The organism is Homoserinimonas aerilata (assembly GCF_006716125.1).
GTDB lineage: Bacteria > Actinomycetota > Actinomycetes > Actinomycetales > Microbacteriaceae > Homoserinimonas > Homoserinimonas aerilata.
The window spans coordinates 2,010,974-2,028,903 of sequence record NZ_VFOM01000001.1 but is presented as its reverse complement, the minus strand read 5'-3'; the positions used below and the strand labels follow the sequence as shown (position 1 = coordinate 2,028,903).

The window sequence follows — 17,930 nt, the reverse complement described above, 5'->3', positions numbered from 1 at the left end:
CAGGGCTGAACGGTTCGGGCCGGATGCCCACACGGCATCCGGCCCGAACCTCCCCAGAACACCAGCAACAGAAGTGAGGCAGGGAATGGTCGCCAACATTCTCGAGATGCGCAGCATCACCAAGACATTTCCGGGCGTGAAGGCGCTGCAGGAGGTGAGCCTGTCCGTCGAACGCGGAGAGGTGCACGCCATCTGCGGTGAGAACGGAGCGGGCAAGTCGACGCTCATGAAGGTTCTCTCTGGCGTCTACCCGCACGGCAGCTACGACGGTGAGATCGTCTTCGAGGGCGACCCCGTCGAGTTCCGCGACATCCGCGACAGCGAGAAGAGCGGAATCGTCATCATCCACCAGGAACTGGCGCTCAGCCCCTTCCTGTCGATCGCCGAGAACATCTTTCTCGGCAATGAGATCTCCCGGCGCGGCTTCATCGACTGGGACAAGACCAACCTGGAGGCCGCGAAGCTGCTGGCCCGGGTCGGCCTCAGCGACAACCCGACCACCAAGGTCGTCGACATCGGCGTCGGTAAGCAGCAGCTCGTGGAGATCGCGAAGGCGCTCTCCAAAGAGGTCAAGCTGCTCATCCTCGACGAGCCGACCGCCGCGCTCAACGACGAGGACTCGGCGCATCTGCTCGACCTGATCCGGCACCTCAAGGAGCAGGGGATCACGTCGATCATCATCAGCCACAAGCTCAACGAGATCAAGGCGATCGCCGACAAGGTCACCATCATCCGTGACGGCAAGACGATCGAGACGCTCGACATGCGCAAGGACGAGATCTCTGAGAACCGCATCATCAAGGGCATGGTCGGGCGCGATCTGGAGCACCGCTACCCGGACCGCACCCCGAAGATCGGCGATGAGGTCCTGCGCATCGAGGACTGGACGGTGCACCACCCGACCGAGCACGACCGCGTGGTCATCCACGGCGCCAACATCGTGGCGCGCGCCGGCGAGGTCGTCGGCATCGCAGGCCTCATGGGTGCCGGTCGAACCGAGCTCGCGATGAGCGTCTTCGGTCGCTCCTACGGCTCCGGCATCAGCGGGCGCGTGTACATGCACGGCGACGAGGTCAAGGTGCGCACGGTCTCCGACGCCATCAAGGCCGGCATCGCCTACGCGACAGAAGACCGCAAGCGCTACGGCCTGAACCTGCTCGAGGATGTCAAGCGCAACGTCTCGGCGGCAAGCCTCGACAAGCTCGCCAGACTGGGGTGGGTCGACGGCAACCAAGAACACATCGTCGCCAACGAATACCGCACCAGCATGAACATCAAGGCGCCGTCGGTCGAATCGATCACCGGCAAGCTCTCCGGTGGAAACCAGCAGAAGGTCGTGCTCTCCAAGTGGATGTTCGCCGACCCGGATGTGCTCATCCTCGATGAGCCGACCCGGGGAATCGACGTCGGAGCCAAGTACGAGATCTACACCATCATCAACAAGCTCGCGGCTGAGGGTAAGGCGATCATCGTCATCTCATCCGAACTGCCCGAGCTCCTCGGCATCTCAGACCGCATCTACGCGCTCTCCGAAGGCCACATCACGGGTGAGATGAGCATCGCGGATGCCACGCCCGAGGCACTCATGCAGTACATGACGAAAGAAAAGGAAAAGTAGGGATGAGCGTACTCAAGGAGGCAACAGGCTTTCTGGCCAGCCGCATCCGGCAGATCGGGATATTCCTGGCGCTGATCGTGATCGTGGTGCTGTTCCAGGTGCTCACCGACGGACGCCTGCTCACCGCAGGCAACGTGTCGAACATCATCGTGCAGAACAGCTACATCCTGATCCTCGCGATCGGAATGGTGATGGTCATCATCGCCGGGCACATCGACCTCTCGGTCGGCTCGGTTGCGGCCTTCGTCGGGGCGATGTCGGGCGTCATGATCCAGTCGTGGGGCTGGCCGTGGTGGGTCGCCATCATCGGCTCCCTCGTCATCGGTGCCCTCGTCGGCGCCTGGCAGGGTTTCTGGGTGGCGAATGTGGGCATCCCGGCGTTCATCGTGACGCTGGCGGGCATGCTCATCTTCCGCGGTCTCACGCAGATCGTGCTCGGCAACCGGCAGATCACGCCGTTCCCGGAGGAGTACCGTCAGCTCGGCGGCGGGTACGTGTTCCCGGGGTTGTTCCCGGCCAGCTCCTCACCGGCCGAATGGATCACCGTCGGCCTCGGCGTGCTCGCGCTCGTGATGCTCGTCGGTTCACAGATGAAGGCTCGCGTCGCCCGCGTCAAGCACGGCCTCGAGAGCGAGCCGCTGACCTGGTTCGTCGTCAAGCTGGCCTTCACGGGCGTGCTCGTGCTCGGCCTCACGTACCTGCTCGGCATCGCACCCGGATCGCGCGGAACGCCCGTCGTGCTCATCGTGCTCGGCGTTCTGGTCGTCGCCTACTCGGCGGTCATGAACCGCAGCATCTTCGGCCGCCACATCTACGCGCGCGGCGGAAACCTGCACGCGGCCCAGCTCTCGGGCATCAAGACGCAGCGGGTCGACTTCTACCTGTTCGTCAACATGGGTGTGCTGTCTGCTCTCGCGGGTCTCGTGTTCACGGGCCGGCTGAACTCGGCAGGGCCGGGCGCCGGAAACCTGTTCGAGCTGGATGCCATCGCGGCCGCCTTCATCGGCGGCGCCGCGGTCACCGGCGGCATCGGAACCGTGACGGGGGCCATCATCGGTGGCCTCATCATGGGTGTTCTGAACAACGGCATGTCGCTGCTCGGCGTGAGCACCGACTACCAGCAGTTCATCAAGGGAATGGTGCTGCTGCTGGCCGTCGCGTTCGACGTGTTCAACAAGCGCCGCTCGGGCGGCCGCCGCGCGCCCAAGGCCCAGGCGGTCGTCGAGGCCGAGAAGAAGGAGGCCGTGGCCGCCCAGTAATACGGCCCCGCGCATCCGCAGTTCACATCCGCCCTCTGGCAGGCTCGTTTCCTGTCAGGGGGCGGATGCTGTACTTCTGCAGTGTGTGCACATTAGGCTGTGAAGGTCGAATCGATTCGAGCCTCTCGTTCTCGGTCTTCGGCGCTCCAGACCATCGGACGGCACCCAGGTGTCGTCCTTGTCATCTCTCGCCGCCCGACGCAGGGCGGCGGTGCCGACCACCGGCATCCGCACCGCCTGCTCATGCAGGGCTGACGGGCCTGCAAGGAACATCGTGAGCCAGACCAATTCGATCCCCGTCATCCTCCCGGGCGACCGCAACGACAGACGACCCCACCCGGGGGATGCGCTCAGCGCGCGCCAGCGGCTCGTCTACATTCTCGTGCTGGGCACGCTCACGGCGCTCGGGCCGTTCACGATCGACCTGTACCTTCCGGCGTTCCCCGCGCTGGAGGGCGAGTTCTCGGTCGGTGCGGCGGCCATCCAGCTGACCCTCACCGGCACGACCATCGGCTTCGGTCTCGGTCAGCTCATCGTGGGCCCGTGGAGCGACAAGGTCGGGCGCCGCCTGCCGCTCATCCTGGCGACCTCGCTGCACATCGCGGCGAGCATCGGCGCGGCGCTCGCCCCCGACATCGCGTGGCTGGCCGTGTTCCGTGTGCTGCAGGGCTTCGGCGCCGCTGCGGGAGGCGTCGTCGCCATGGCGATGGTGCGCGACCTGTTCGGCGGCAAACGACTTGTGACGATGCTCTCGCGCCTGGCGCTCGTCAACGGGCTCGCTCCCATCCTCGCCCCCGTCATCGGTTCGCAGCTGCTGATCGTCATGGACTGGCGCGGCATCTTCTGGGTGCTCGCCGCCTACGGTGCGTTCGTCGTCGTCGCGGTCAGCGTGCTCATCATCGAGACGCTGCCACGGCACAAGCGTCACCAGGCCGGGCACTCGACCCTGGGCGCGCGCTACCGTGCGCTGTTCACCGACCGCACGTTCGTGGGCGTCGCGCTCGTCGGGGCCATGAGCTTCACGGGGCTCTTCGCCTATCTCTCGAGTTCGTCGTTCCTGTTCCAGGAGGTGTACGCGTTCACGGCGCAGGAGTACGGCCTGCTGTTCGGCGTGAACTCGATCGGCGTCGTCATCGGCGTGCAGACCAGCTCGCGGCTCATGTCGCGGCTGAACATCGGGCCGCAGTGGATCCTCGTCGTCATCACCATCGTGCAGCTGGCCATGGCCGGCACGATCATGATCCTCGATCAGGCGGATGCGGGGCTCTGGGGCACAATCGTTCCGCTGTGGTTCTTCATCACCGCGTGCGGCTTCGGGTTCCCGGCCGTGCAGGTGCTGGCGCTCGCCAATCACGGCGCGGAGGCCGGAACCGCGGCATCGCTGCTCGGCGCGCTCAACTTCGGGCTCGCCGGGCTCATCTCTCCCATCGTCGGGGTTCTCGGCGTGGCCACCGCAACCCCGATGGCGCTCGTCATGGGCTGCGCCGCGATCATCGCGATCGTCATGGTGTGGGCGGTCGTGCGGCCGCGCACGGTGCCGCCGCTCAGCGACTGATCCGCTGAGCCGCCCTCAGCGCAGGGGCGTGCTGGGCGGTGCGGCCGACAGCCGGGCGACGAGTGTCGGCGCGGTGTGCGGCACGGGCTCCGGCTCGACCTCGCCGTCGGCGAGCAGCTCGAGCACCGTCGCCATGATGTCAGAACCGAGCGCAGCGAAGTCCTGGTGCACGGTCGTGAGCGGCGGACTGAAATAAGCGGACTCCGGGATGTCGTCGAAGCCGACGATGCTCACATCATCCGGCACCCGGATGCCCCGCTCCGCGAAGGCGAACATCGCCCCCAGCGCCATCTGGTCATTGGAGCTGAACACGGCGGTGAAGCTGGGAGCATCCGCCGCCTCCTGCCCGAAGCGGTGCCCGCTCTGCGGCGACCAGTCGCCCACGAACGGGTCGCGCGCCACAAGACCCGCCTGCGAGAGAGCGTGCCGCCATCCGCGCAGTCGCTCTGCGGCATCCATCGAATGCTCTGGGCCGGCGAGATGCACGATGTCGCGGTGGCCGAGCCCGATGAGGTACTCGGTGGCGATCCTGGCCCCGTGGAACTGGTCGATCGAGACACTGTGGAAGCCCGGCCGCGCGCTGCTGTCGACCGCGACCAGCGGAACCCCCAACTCGAAGCCCTGCATGGCGTCGAGCGCGGTGCGATGCGCGGCGATGAGCACCATCGCCTCGATGTTCTGTGAGAGCAGCGTCTCGACGGCGCCCCGCATCGACTCCGGGTCGGCCTCGAGCATGCTCGAGATGCTCACGTTGTAGCGGGCCTCGCGGGCGGCCTCCGTGAGCGACTGCAGCGTGCTCGACGGGCCATAGTCGGGGCTGCCCGTCGTGATGATGCCGATCGTGCGCGAGCGCCGGGTGACGAGTGCCCGCGCCGTCGTGCTGGGGCGATAGCGCAACTGCCGGATGGCATCCTCGACCCGCTTTCGCGTCGCCGGGCGCACATTGGGCAGCTCGTTGACGACGCGCGACACCGTCTGGTGTGACACGCCCGCCAGCCGGGCGACGTCGAAGATGTTGGCGACGCGCGCCTTGTCGTCTCTGCTCACCTGCCCCGCGCGCCCCCCAGGTCAGCGACCGCCTCGAATGATGTTCTCAATTATGCACGCGCCCCCGCGCTCGCCGGCCCGCTCATCGCTCCCGCGCCGTCAGCACCCGCTGCAGGATGATGAACAGCAGCAGCAGGGAACCGATCACGATCTTCGTCCACCACGAGCTGAGGGTGCCCTCGAAGCTGATCATGGTCTGGATGATGCCGAGCACGAGCACACCGAGCAGCGATCCGAGCACGAAGCCGCTGCCCCCGGTGAGGAGTGTGCCGCCGATCACGACCGCGGCGATCGCATCCAGCTCCATGCCGACAGCGGTGAGGCTGTAACCGGAGAGCGTGTAGAGCGTGAACAGGATGCCCGCGATTCCGGAGCAGAGACCGCTGATCGCATACACGAGGATCTTGGTGCGTGACACGGGAAGCCCCATGAGATGCGCCGACTGCCCGCCGTTGCCGATCGCGTAGACGGTGCGGCCGGTGCGCGTGTAGTGCAGCACGATGAACGCCACGATGACGACGAGCACGGCGATGATGACGGTCGGGGTGATGCTGAGCCGTGGGGCGAGCGGGATGCGCGCCTGGGCCAGGCCGACGAAGAACGGTTCCGTTATCGAGATCGAGTCGAGGCTGATGACATAGCAGAGCCCGCGCGCCAGGAACATGGCGGCGAGCGTCGCGATGAACGGTTGGATGTCGAAATAGTGGATGACAAGCCCCACCAGCAGCCCGAGGCCGGTCGTCGCGAGCAGAACGACGACGATGACGGCCGCCGGGTTCCAGCCGTCGCGCAGCAGGCTCGCCGCGATCATCGTCGACAGGGCGACGACGGCTCCGACGGAGAGATCGATGCCTCCCGTGAGGATGACGAAGGTCATGCCGACGGCGAGCACGATGAGGAAGGCGTTGTCGATGAACAGGTTCATGACGACCTGGCCGGAGAAGAAGCCGCGGTACCGGCCGGAGCCGACGCCGAACATGAGCACCAGCAGCACGAAGGTGACGATCACCGAGGTGTAGCGCGAGGAGGGGACCAGTCGGGCGAGGCGACTGCGGGCACCGGATGCGGGCGTCTTCGTCGGGCGGGGGGCCAACAGGGTGCTCATCGGGTGACCGCCTTCGCTGTCGTCATGACGGATCTGCGGCGGCGCAGGCGTTCGCGCATCGCCGGGGACTGGAGCAGGCACACCGCGATGACGACGAGCGCCTTGAACACGAGCGTGATCTCGGGGGCGATCCCGACCGTGTACACGGTGGTCGTGAGGGTCTGGATGATGAAGGCGCCGACGAGGGTTCCCGTGAGCGAGTAGCGGCCCCCGGCGAGCGACGTGCCACCGATGACGACCGCGAGGATGGCGTCCATCTCTATCCAGAGGCCGGCATTGTTGGCATCCGCCGCCGTCACATTGGAGCTGATCATGAGCCCGGCGACGCCGGCGCAGAGCGCGCAGAAGATGTACACCGTCCAGGTGATGCTGCGGGCGCGCACACCGGCCAGGCGACTGGCCTCCGGGTTGATGCCGACCGATTCGATGAGCATCCCGAGCGCCGTCTTGCGCGTGAGAAGCCCCGCGATCACGAACATGGCGCCCGCGATGAGGATGGATGCCGGCAGCCCGAACCAGTAGCCGCCGCCGATGACCTTGTACGGCGCACTCGTGACGGTGATGATCTGGCCCTCGGTGATGAGCATGGCGATGCCGCGGCCCGCCGTCATCAGGATGAGCGTCGCGATGATGGGCTGGATGCCGAACACGGCGACGAGCAGGCCGTTCCAGATTCCGAGAACGAGCGAGAAGGCGAGCGCGACCCCGCAGGCGAGCAGAACCGTGCCGATGCTTCCCGGCTCGGGGGAGTCGGCGATGATCGTGCAGGCGAGCGCGCCCGCGATCGCGACGACGGCGCCGACGGAGAGGTCGATTCCGCGCGTCGCGATGACGACGGTCATGCCGAGCGCGACGAGGAGCGTGGGCGCCCCGTTGCGCAGGATGTCGATGAGGCTGCCGAAGAGGTGGCCGTCCTGCACCCGGATGGAGAGGAACGACGGCGACACCGCGACATTGAGCACGAAGAGTGCCAGCAGTGTGACGATCGGCCAGAACAGCCGGCTGTGGAATGCGCGGCCCATGACCGATGTGGCGGTGGGGTTCATGCCCTCACCCCTTCCTGCTCGGTGCCCGCGCCATCCGGTTCAACCGCTGTCGGTTCGCCCTCTGCCGCCCCGCTGGCGATGAGCCGCATGACCTCGCCCACGGTGACGTCCTCATTGACGAAGTCGGCGACCTTGCGGCGGTCGCGCATGACGGCGATCCTGTGGCTGAGCCGCAGAACCTCCTCGAGTTCGGCGGAGATGAACAGAACGGACATGCCCTCCTCGGCAAGACTCGCGACGAGCCGCTGGATCTCGGCCTTCGCGCCGACATCGATGCCGCGGGTGGGCTCGTCGAGGATCAGCAGGCGCGGGGCCACGGCGAGCCAGCGCGCCAACAGCACCTTCTGCTGGTTGCCGCCGCTCAGATTGCGCAGCAGCGCATCCGGATTGGCGGGGCGGATGCCGAGGGCCGAGATATAGCTGGCCGCGAGCTCGTCCTGCCGTTTGCGCGGGATCGGCCTGAACCAGCCGCGGTCGGACTGCAGCGCGAGCACGATGTTGTCGCGCACCGTGAGGTCCTCGACGATGCCCTCGTGCTTGCGGTCCTCCGAGGAGTAGGCGATGCGGTTCTTGAGTGCGATGCGCGGGGTGCGCAGTCGGCGGGCGGTGCCGGAGACGGTGATGCTTCCCGTCTCTGAACGGTCGGCGCCCGAGAGCAGGCGCGCCAGCTCGGTGCGGCCGGAGCCCAGCAGACCGGCCAGCCCGACGACCTCGCCGGGCATGATCGAGAGCTCGGTCGGCGTGATCGAGCCGCGCCTGCTGATGTCGTGCGCCGCCAGGAACGGTTCGACCGTGACGGCGTCATCCTCGGCCGCGACCTCCCGCGTGCGCGTCTCGAGCCGCTCGAGCAGTTCGATGTCCTTGCCGATCATCTTGTTGACGAGCTCGATGCGCAGGATCTCGTCGGTGCGGTACTCGCCGACGAGTGTGCCGTTGCGCAGAACCGTGAGGCGGTCGGCGATCTCGTACACCTGGTCGAGGAAGTGCGAGACGAAGAGGATGGCGACGCCGTCGTCCTTGAGGCGGCGGATGATGCGGAACAGCTCGGCCACCTCATCGGAGTCGAGGCTCGAGGTGGGCTCATCGAGGATGAGCACCTTCGCGTTGATGTCGATGGCGCGCGCGATGGCCACCAGCTGCTGCACGGCGAGCGAGTGTGAGGAGAGCGGCGAGGCCGGGTCGATGTCTAGGCCGAGCCCCTCGAGCACGGTGGCGGCGCGGCGGCGGGTGGCGCGCCAGTCGATGAGGCCGAGGCGGCGCGGTTCGCGGCCGAGCATGATGTTCTCGGCGACGGAGAGATTGGTGAGGAGGTTGACCTCCTGGTAGACGGTGCTGATGCCGGCGTCCTGCGCCTGGGCCGGCCCGTTCACGCTGAGCGGCCGACCGTCGAGCAGGATGCTGCCGCCGTCGATACCGTACACGCCGGTGAGCGCCTTGATGAGAGTCGACTTGCCTGCGCCGTTCTCGCCCATGAGGGAGTGCACCTCGCCGGGGAACATTCGGAAACTCACGCCGTCGAGCGCCTTCACACCGGGGAATCCGATGGAGATGTCGTTCATCTCGACCACGGGCGTGGCGGATGCGGGGCCTTGCGTCATGCGGTGGACTCCTCGTCGAGCTTCCTGCTTGCGGTGGCGTTGCCCTGTTCGGGCGGATGCGCCCCGGTCGGCGACCGGGGCGCATCCGTCATTCCCTGCCCTGGGGCTTGCGGGCCTAGTACTTGCGGTCGGGCAGAGCCTCGATGGCCTGCTCCTGGGTGAAGGTCGTCTCGTCGGTCAGGATACGCTTCTCGACCGTCTCGCCTGCGACCACCTTCTTCACGACATCGACCAGCTGCGCGCCGAGCAGCGGCGAGCATTCGACGATGAAGTTGATCTTGCCATCGGCCAGCGCCTGCATGCCGTCCTTGACGGCGTCGACGGTGACGATCTTGATGTCGACGCCCGGAACCATGCCGGCCGCCTCGATCGCCTCGATCGCGCCGAGACCCATGTCGTCGTTGTGCGAGTAGACGAGATCGATGTCGGGGTTCGACTTGAGGAACGCCTCCATCACCTGCTTGCCGCCGGCACGCGTGAAGTCACCGGTCTGGCTGGCGATGATGTCGAACTTGGGGTCGTCGCCGATGACGTTGCGCAGACCCTCTGCGCGGTCGTTGGCGGGTGCGGCGCCCGTGGTTCCCTGCAGCTCGACGATGTTCACCTTGTCGGCGTCGGCGTACTCGGTCTTCACCCACTCGCCTGCCCGCTCGCCCTCGACGATGAAGTCGGAGCCGAGGAAGGAGACGTAGAGGGAGGTGTCGGCGGAGTCGACCGCGCGGTCGGTCAGCACGACGGGGATGCCGGCGTCCTTGGCCTCCTTGAGCACGGTGTCCCAGCCCGACTCGACGACGGGGGAGAACGCGATCACGTCGACCTGCTGCTGGATGTAGCTGCGGATCGCCTTGATCTGGTTCTCCTGCTTCTGCTGGGCATCCGAGAACTTCAGTTCGATGCCGGCCTCTTCGAACGCGGCCTTCACATCGATGGTGTTGGCGGTGCGCCAGCCGCTCTCGGCTCCGACCTGTGAGAAGCCGACGACGATGTCGCCGTCGCCCCCTCCGTCTGTTCCGTTGCCGCCGTCTCCGCCGGCTGCGCAGCCGGTGAGTGCGATGAGCATGGCGGCGGTGGCGGCCACGCCCGTGATTTTCTTGATCAAACCAAACCTCCTTGTTCAGTGATCCCGTGTTGCCGTGGTGGTGCTGGTGGTGCGGCCGACACTCGGGTACCAGTCCGTTCTGGTTGTCCATGATGTTAGCGCTAACATTTCGTGCTCAGCAATGATCGATTATCACGGTTGAGTAACGACGAGTATATGCATGCTGGGATCACGAGGCCAGGCAGCCCCTCCGCGCCGAGGCCTGGAAAAGAGGGATGTGAGGGTTCTCATTTCGCGACTCCGGGCATCCGGCGCGCGCGCATCCGGCGTTGTAATGTGCAGATAGTCGACGCGGAGGCCCATGGCCTCACGAAAGGTAAGAGCACCATGCCGAAAGCACGCCTCACCCTCGACCCGCACTTCACGGTCGGCCCCGTCAACCGCAGACTGTTCGGCTCCTTCGTCGAACACCTCGGGCGCAGCGTCTACGACGGCATATACGAACCGGGGCATGCGAGCGCGGATGCCGAGGGCTTCAGGCAGGACGTCATCGAGCTGGTCAGGGAGCTCGGTGTGTCAGCCATCCGCTACCCGGGCGGCAACTTCGTCTCCGGCTTCAGGTGGGAAGACAGCGTCGGGCCGCGCAGCGAACGCCCACGGCGACTCGACCTCGCCTGGCACAGCACCGAGACGAACGAGGTCGGCCTGCACGAGTTCTCGTCGTGGCTGGAGAAGGTCGGCAGCGAACTCATGCTCGCCGTCAACCTCGGTACGCGCGGCACTGCGGAGGCGCTCGAACTGCTCGAATACAGCAACATCTCGTCGGGCACGACACTGTCGGAGCAACGCATCGCCAACGGAGCAACGGATGCCTTCGGCGTGCGGATGTGGTGCCTCGGCAACGAGATGGACGGCCCGTGGCAGCTGGGTCACCGCAGCGCCGACGACTACGGCAAACTCGCCGCACAGACCGCGAGGGCGATGCGCCAGCTCGACCCCGAACTCGAGCTGGTCGTGTGCGGGTCGTCGAGCGCGCAGATGCCCACCTTCGGCAGCTGGGAGCGCACCGTGCTCGAGCACGCCTACGACGACGTCGACTACATCTCATGCCACGCCTACTACGAGGAGAAGGGCGGCGACCTCGGCAGCTTCCTGGCGTCATCCGTCGACATGGACCGCTTCATCGACGCCGTCATCGCGACCGCCGATCATGTGAAGGCCGTGCGCGGCAGCGACAAGACCATCAACATCTCGTTCGACGAATGGAACGTCTGGTACCTCGAGCGGTACAAGGCCGACGACAAGATCACCGGCATCGACAACTGGCCGATCGCGCCGCGCCTCCTCGAAGACGCCTACTCGGTGGCCGACGCGGTCGTGTTCGGCAGCCTGCTGATCTCGCTGCTCAAGCACGCCGACAGGGTCACCTCGGCCTCGCTGGCGCAGCTCGTCAACGTGATCGCGCCGATCATGACCGAGCCGGGCGGGCCCTCCTGGCGGCAGACGACCTTCTTTCCGTTCGCGGTGACCTCGCGGCTCGCCCGCGGCTCCGTGCTGACGCCGAGGCTCGAGTCGGAGCGTTACGACACGGCGCAGTACGGCACGGTTCCCCTCATCGACGCGGTCGCCACGCACGATGAGGAGAGTGGCGAGACATCCGTCTTTCTGGTGAACAGATCGCAGGATGCGCCGGCGACGGTGACCATCGACGTGAGCGCGCTCGGGGCGGCCTTGCTCGTGTCGGCGCAGACCCTCTCCGACGACGACGTGACCGCCACGAACACCCTCGACGATCGGGAGCGTGTCGGCCTCGCCGACAACGACACCGTCGTGGTCGCGGGCGGCGAGGTCACCGTGACCCTTCCGCCCGTCTCGTGGACGGCGATCGCGCTCGCTGGTGCTGCTGGTGGCGGTGGCGCCGGTGCCGCGGTCGTCGCCCTCGCATGAGGCTGAGCGCGCGGCTACCGTGAACCACATGACACACAACTGGGCGGGCAACTTGGCCTACGGGGCGACGCGGCTGCACACGCCGTCGACGGTCGATGAGGTGCGGATGCTCGTCGCCGGCGCCACCCGCATCCGTGCCCTCGGCACGCGCCACTCCTTCAACACCATTGCCGACACCCGGCACGAGCTGCTGTCGACCGAGCGGCTCGACGCGCCCGCGCGCATCGACGAGGCATCCCGCACCGCAACGGTGGGCGCCGGAACGCGCTACGGGGTGCTCGCCCGGCAGCTCGACGACGCGGGGTGGGCGCTCGCCGCGATGGCCTCCCTGCCGCACATCTCCGTCGGCGGTGCCATCGCCACGGGCACACACGGATCGGGCGATCGCAGCGGCAGCCTCGCCACGGCGGTCTCCGCGCTCGAGCTGGTGACGGCATCCGGAGATCTCGTCACGCTGCGTCGCGGCGACCCCGACTTCGCGGGCGCCGTCGTCTCGCTCGGTGCCCTCGGCGTCGTCACCGCGGTCACCCTCGACATCGAGCCCGCCTACGACGTCGAGCAGCATGTGTACGAGCGGATGCCGTGGGCTGCGCTCACGACGCATCTCGACGAGATCACGGGCGCGGCCCACAGCGTCAGCCTGTTCACCACCTGGAGCGACCCCGACACGATCGACCAGCTGTGGCTGAAGCGGCGCGGGGATCGCGACGCACCGCTGCCGGCGGAACTCTTCGGGGCTCTGCCTGCGACGGAGCAGCGGCACCCGCTGCCGGGCGTGCCTGCTCAGAACTGCACCCCGCAGCTGGGTGTTCCGGGGCGCTGGCTCGACCGGCTGCCCCACTTCAGGCTCGAGTTCACGCCCTCGAACGGCGAGGAACTGCAGAGCGAATACCTCGTGCCGCGCGAGCATGCCGTCGCCGCGCTGTCGGCCGTGCGCGCGCTGTCGCCGCGCATCGCGCCGCTGCTGTTCGTCTCCGAGGTGCGCACGATCGCGGCCGACGAGCTGTGGCTGAGCGAGGCCCACGGCGGCGACATGGTCGGGCTGCACTTCACCTGGAAGCCGCGCCAGCGCGAGGTCGAAGCGCTGCTGCCCACGCTGGAGGCGGCGCTTGCGCCCTTCGGCGCGCGGCCGCACTGGGGCAAGCTGTTCGCGGCCGGCGATCTCTCGTCGCTGTACCCGCGGGCATCCGACTTCGCGAAGCTCCGCGCGCGGCTCGACCCGGAGCGCAAGTTCGGCAACGAGTTCCTCGAGCGGCATCTGCCCGGGTGAGTGCGCAACTGCGCGGGTGGATGCGTGGGTGGATGTGCGCCCCGTGGGCTTGGCACGAAGGCGCGAGCAGTTGGCAGAAGATCGCTGGACGCCGCATTCCTGCCACGAGATGATGATCACGTGACTCTCCCCTCCACGCCGCCGACCGCCGAGCTCGCGATCGTCGCCCCGCCGCTCGACGGTGACTCGACGCAGCACGGCAGCCACGGCAGCATCGGGCTGCTTCAGGGCTCGGCGCTGTACATCGCCTCCGTGCTCGGCACGGGCATCCTCGTTCTCCCCGCTCTTGCCGCGGAGCTCGCCGGCCCCGCCTCGATCGTCGCCGTCGTGGCGGTGCTGCTGCTGTCGATCCCGCTCGCGGGAACCTTCGCAGCGCTCGCCGCGCGGTACCCGGATGCCGGCGGCGTCGCCACATTCGTGCGCCTGGCGCTCGGGCGAACGGCGGCGCGCATGGCCGGCTACTGGTTCTTCTTCGGGGTGTGCGTCGGGGCGCCCGTCGTCGCCACGCTCGGCGCCCAGTACGTCGTCGGGGTGCTCGGTGGGCCGCGCTGGATGGTCGTGGTCGTCACGGTGCTCATCTTCATTCCGCCGTTCGTGTCGAATCTGTTCGGGCTGCGCGTCTCCGGCTGGGTGCAGCTCGTGCTGACGGGAGCGCTCGTCGTCATCGTTGTGGGCGTGGTCCTGGTGAGCGCGCCGCACGGCGAGCCCGCCAACTTCGAGCCGTTCCTGCCGCACGGCTGGGCCGGCGTGGGCGCCGCCGTGAGCCTCTTCGTGTGGGCGTTCGCCGGCTGGGAGGCCGTCACCCACATCGCCGGCGAATTCCGCCGGCCGCGCCGCACCATCCCCCTGGCGACGGCCATCGCCATCGCCACGGTCGGCGTCGCCTACCTCGCCCTGCAGGTGGTCACCGTCGCCGTGCTCGGGGGAGGAGAAGCCAGCGAGGTGCCCCTCCTCGACCTCGTTGCCGTGGGCGCCCCCGGCATCGGCCCCATCTCGGTCGCCGTCATCGCCGCCATCGTGTCTCTCGGCGTGCTCAACATGTACCTCGCCGCATTCGCCAAACTGGGCGCATCGCTCGGCCGCGACGGCGACCTCCCGCGATGGATGGCAGCCGGCGCCGAATCGGGCGGGGTACCCCGCCGCGCGCTCGCCGTGGTGGCGGTGCTGTGCTTCACCTACCTGGCGGCCCTCGTCATCCGGGACCTCGACCTGACCCCGTTCATCCTCATCCACACGAGCAACATGGTGGCCGTCTACGTGCTCGGGATGCTCGCCGCCGTTCGCCTGCTGGCCCGGTACACGGTCGGCTGGTGGATGGCGCTCATCTCCGTCGTGCTCGCGTGCGGCCTGGCGGTGCTCGCCGGGCCGAACCTGCTCATCCCGGCGCTCCTCGCGCTCGCCGCCGTCGCGGTCACGCTCATGCGCCGCCGCCGCACCTTCGCCAGCGCAATATCGAAGCCTCAGGTCTGAGGCGGGAGAATGGCCGCATGAGGGTGATCATCGCTCCCGACTCGTTCAAGGGTTCGGCCAGCGCGGCCGAGGTTGCGGCGGCGATCGCTGAGGGGTGGTCGCGGGTGCGCCCGCGCGATGAGCTGACACTCCTGCCCATGGCTGATGGTGGCGAGGGCACGCTCGACGCCTTCGAGCTTGCCGTGCCGGGCGCGCAACGAATGCCGGTGACCGTCACGGGCCCGGGTGAGCATCGCCCCGGCATCCGCGACATCGATGCGAGCTGGCTGCTGCTGCCCGCGAGCGACGGCACCCCGCGCGGCACGGCGCTCGTGGAGCTCGCCGCCACGAGCGGCCTCACGCTGCTTGACCGGATGCTCCCGCTCGAGGCGCACACACTCGGCTTCGGCCAGGCGATCGTCGACGCCCTGGAGCACGGAGTCTCGCGGCTGCTACTCGCCGTCGGCGGCAGCGCCTCCACCGATGGCGGGTCGGCGGCGCTCGCAGCGCTCGGCGCACGCTTTCTCGACGCCAGCGGGCAGCCGATCGCGCTCGGCGGCGGTGCGCTCGCGCAGCTCGCATCCGTCGACCTCTCCGGTCTGCGTGCCCTGCCACCTGGCGGCGCCCTCGTGCTCGGCGATGTGACCAACCCTCTCCTCGGGCCGTTCGGGGCGGCCCGGGTCTTCGGCGCTCAGAAGGGGGCGGATGCTGCCCAGCGGGCCGCGCTCGACCGCGGGCTGGCAACGCTGGCAGCGCTTCTGCCTGCCGAGCCAACGGCACCGGGGGCGGGCGCCGCCGGGGGAACCGGTTACGGGCTCCTCGCCTGGGGAGCGCGCATGGCGCCGGGCGCGGATGCTGTCGGTGACGCCATTGGCCTACCCGAGGCCGTCGCCCAGGCCGATGTCATCATCACGGGGGAGGGGCGTTTCGACGCCCAGTCCGCAGCCGGCAAGGTCGCCGGCTACGTCGCGCGGGTGCCCCGCCCTGACGGTGCCCGGATGCTGCTCATCGCTGGCGGTATCGATGCATCCGTATCCACCGATGCGTTCACCGCATCCCGCGCCCTCACCGAACTGGCGGGCGGTCTCGATGCGGCGCTGGATGAGCCGCTGCGCTGGCTGCGCGAGGCGGGCGCGTCACTCGCCGGTTGAGTAGCGAGCGCCAGCGAGTGCATCGAAACCCAGCGGTGCTAGCTCTTGACCGAGCCGCTCATGAGGCCGCCGATGAAGTACTTGCCCAGCACGATGTACACGACGAGCGTCGGCAGCGAGGCGAGCAGTGCGCCGGCCATCGCCGCACCATAGTTCGCCAGCTGGGCGCCCTGGGCGAGGTTGTTCAGGGCGAGCGACACCGGCCCCTCCCGCTGGTTCGACAGGAACAGGGCGAACAGGAAGTCGTTCCAGGCGCTCGTGAACTGCCAGATGATCGTCACCACGAAGCCCGGCAGCGACAGCGGCAGCACGATGCTGCCGAACGTGCGCAGCATGCCGGCGCCGTCCACGCGCGACGCCTCCATGAGTTCCATCGGGATGCCCACGTAGTAGTTGCGGAAGATGAGCGTGCAGATCGGCAGGCCGTAGATGATGTGCACGATGAGCAGGGTGCCGATGCCGCTCGGCAGCCCCAGCCCCGTCTTCATCTGCACGAGCGGCGTCATGATCGCCTGGTAGGGGATGAACATCCCGAACAGGATGAAGGTGAACACCCAGTCGGCGCGCGGGAACCGCCAGCGCGACAGCACGAAGCCGTTCATCGAGCCGAGGAACGACGAGATGAGCGCGGCAGGGATGGCCAGTAGGAAGGTGCGCCCGATGGCCGGGGCCAGCGCCTCCCAGGCGATCGACCAGTTGTCGAAGCCGGTCGGCCCACCCGGGGCGACCGACTCCCACGGCCAGCGGAGGGGGAGCCCCCACGAGGTCGCCGGGTTCACATCCTGCGGAGGCTTGAGGCTCGTCACCACCAGCACGTACACCGGCATCAGCACCACGATGAGGAACAGCACGAGCAGCGCGTACTTCGCCGTGCGGCCGATCCGGAATCGTGCGCGCGCCCCCGCGGGCGGCGCCGCGACATCCGCCTTCTTCTCGATACCCGTCGTGATCGTCATCGCTCGGCCTTCTCTGAACGTGCCGTGTAGATGAGGTACGGCACGATGAGCACCGCAACGAACAGCAGGAGGATGGTGGCGATCGTCGCCGCCTTGGCGTAGTCATTCGAGGTGAGGGCGACCCACAGGTAGGTCGCGGGGACCTCGGTCTGGTAGATCGCCTTCGTGATGGCCATGATCAGGTCGAAGACCTTCAGGGACATGTGCCCGACGATGATGAGCGCCGACAGGGCGACGGGGCTCAGCTGCGGGAAGATCACGTGCCGGTACAGCTTCCACTCGGAGGCGCCGTCCATGCGGGCTGCCTCGCGCAGCTCCTCGGGGATACCCCGGAAGCCCGACAGGAACAGCGCCATCACATAGCCGGAGAGCTGCCAGATGGCGGGCAGGGCGATCGCCGCCATGCCCCAGGTGGGGTCGCTCCACCACGGGTTCTGCAGGAACCCGAGGCCGAGGCTCTCGAAGATCCTGTTGAGACCGGATGCGCGGTCGCCCTCCGCGCTGTTGAGAAGCCAGCGCCAGACGACACCGGATGCGACGAAGGAGATCGCCATCGGGAACAGGTACACGGAGCGGAACACGCCCTCCGCGCTCACGCCCTTGTCGAGCATCCAGGCCCACAGGAAGCCGAACACCATCGTGCCCACGATGAAGAACAGCGTGAACATGCCGAGGTTGTAGAGGGAGTGGAGGAAGCGTTCCTCGGCGAAGAGGGCGAAGTAGTTGTCGAGGCCGACGAAGTTCTCTGCCGGCTGCAGGCTGTGCCGGTCGCTGAGCGACACCGACACGTTCGCCCCGATGAGCCCGTACACGAAGATGCCGAGGATCACGACCGTCGGCGACACGAGCAGGAGGGGTGGACCCCAGTTCCTGATTCCCTTACGCACTGT

14 protein-coding genes are annotated in these 17,930 nt (G+C 67.8%); 7 read left to right on the top strand and 7 right to left on the bottom strand.

Annotated features, from left to right (window positions below; translation table 11 throughout):
- Positions 1 to 85: 85 nt before the first annotated feature.
- The 3 genes from mmsA to FB562_RS09475 all read left to right on the top strand — a co-directional run bounded on the left by mmsA (position 86) and on the right by FB562_RS09475 (position 4,432).
- Complete coding sequence (gene mmsA / locus FB562_RS09485; protein WP_141880885.1) at positions 86 to 1,618, top strand: multiple monosaccharide ABC transporter ATP-binding protein; 1,533 nt, start codon at positions 86 to 88, stop codon at positions 1,616 to 1,618.
- Positions 1,619 to 1,620: 2 nt separating this feature from the next.
- The gene (gene mmsB / locus FB562_RS09480) at positions 1,621 to 2,877 is read left to right on the top strand and encodes a multiple monosaccharide ABC transporter permease (protein ID WP_141880884.1); all 1,257 of its coding nucleotides are present in this window, start codon (positions 1,621 to 1,623) and stop codon (positions 2,875 to 2,877) included.
- Positions 2,878 to 3,178: 301 nt separating this feature from the next.
- Entirely contained in the window at positions 3,179 to 4,432 is a 1,254-nt protein-coding gene (locus FB562_RS09475; RefSeq protein ID WP_246081451.1) for a multidrug effflux MFS transporter, read from the top strand.
- A 15-nt stretch (positions 4,433 to 4,447) separates the two neighbouring features.
- Here FB562_RS09475 and FB562_RS09470 read toward each other — a convergent pair whose 3' ends face one another.
- The 5 genes from FB562_RS09470 to FB562_RS09450 all read right to left on the bottom strand — a co-directional run bounded on the left by FB562_RS09470 (position 4,448) and on the right by FB562_RS09450 (position 10,324).
- Positions 4,448 to 5,479, bottom strand: a complete 1,032-nt coding sequence (locus FB562_RS09470; RefSeq protein WP_141880882.1) for a LacI family DNA-binding transcriptional regulator — start codon at positions 5,477 to 5,479, stop codon at positions 4,448 to 4,450.
- 82 nt (positions 5,480 to 5,561) lie between these two features.
- The gene (gene yjfF / locus FB562_RS09465) at positions 5,562 to 6,584 is read right to left on the bottom strand and encodes a galactofuranose ABC transporter, permease protein YjfF (protein ID WP_141880881.1); all 1,023 of its coding nucleotides are present in this window, start codon (positions 6,582 to 6,584) and stop codon (positions 5,562 to 5,564) included.
- Positions 6,581 to 7,630 carry an ABC transporter permease gene (locus tag FB562_RS09460; RefSeq protein WP_141880880.1) on the bottom strand — a complete coding sequence of 350 codons (1,050 nt, stop codon included), beginning with the start codon at positions 7,628 to 7,630 and terminating at the stop codon, positions 6,581 to 6,583. The genes yjfF and FB562_RS09460 overlap by 4 nt, the downstream gene beginning before the upstream one ends.
- Positions 7,627 to 9,228 carry a sugar ABC transporter ATP-binding protein gene (locus tag FB562_RS09455; protein WP_141880879.1) on the bottom strand — a complete coding sequence of 534 codons (1,602 nt, stop codon included), beginning with the start codon at positions 9,226 to 9,228 and terminating at the stop codon, positions 7,627 to 7,629. Before FB562_RS09455 ends, FB562_RS09460 begins: the two co-directional genes overlap by 4 nt.
- Before the next feature lie 115 nt (positions 9,229 to 9,343).
- Positions 9,344 to 10,324, bottom strand: a complete 981-nt coding sequence (locus FB562_RS09450; RefSeq protein WP_425459828.1) for an ABC transporter substrate-binding protein — start codon at positions 10,322 to 10,324, stop codon at positions 9,344 to 9,346.
- A gap of 330 nt (positions 10,325 to 10,654) precedes the next feature.
- Between FB562_RS09450 and arfA the strand changes: the two genes are divergently transcribed.
- The 4 genes from arfA (at position 10,655) to FB562_RS09430 (ending at position 16,084) form a co-directional block, all read left to right on the top strand.
- Positions 10,655 to 12,214 carry an arabinosylfuranosidase ArfA gene (gene arfA / locus FB562_RS09445; protein WP_141880877.1) on the top strand — a complete coding sequence of 520 codons (1,560 nt, stop codon included), beginning with the start codon at positions 10,655 to 10,657 and terminating at the stop codon, positions 12,212 to 12,214.
- 28 nt (positions 12,215 to 12,242) lie between these two features.
- Positions 12,243 to 13,484, top strand: coding sequence for an FAD-binding protein (locus tag FB562_RS09440; protein WP_141880876.1), 1,242 nt, complete (start codon positions 12,243 to 12,245; stop codon positions 13,482 to 13,484).
- A 120-nt stretch (positions 13,485 to 13,604) separates the two neighbouring features.
- Positions 13,605 to 14,954: an APC family permease gene (locus FB562_RS09435; protein WP_246081416.1), complete on the top strand. Its 1,350-nt coding sequence runs from the start codon at positions 13,605 to 13,607 to the stop codon at positions 14,952 to 14,954.
- A gap of 17 nt (positions 14,955 to 14,971) precedes the next feature.
- Positions 14,972 to 16,084: a glycerate kinase gene (locus FB562_RS09430; protein ID WP_141880875.1), complete on the top strand. Its 1,113-nt coding sequence runs from the start codon at positions 14,972 to 14,974 to the stop codon at positions 16,082 to 16,084.
- 38 nt (positions 16,085 to 16,122) lie between these two features.
- Here FB562_RS09430 and FB562_RS09425 read toward each other — a convergent pair whose 3' ends face one another.
- On the bottom strand, positions 16,123 to 17,040 hold the full coding sequence (locus FB562_RS09425) for a carbohydrate ABC transporter permease (protein ID WP_141880874.1): 918 nt from the start codon (positions 17,038 to 17,040) through the stop codon (positions 16,123 to 16,125).
- Positions 17,037 to 17,927, bottom strand: a complete 891-nt coding sequence (locus FB562_RS09420; protein ID WP_141880873.1) for a carbohydrate ABC transporter permease — start codon at positions 17,925 to 17,927, stop codon at positions 17,037 to 17,039. Before FB562_RS09420 ends, FB562_RS09425 begins: the two co-directional genes overlap by 4 nt.
- Positions 17,928 to 17,930: the final 3 nt, after the last annotated feature.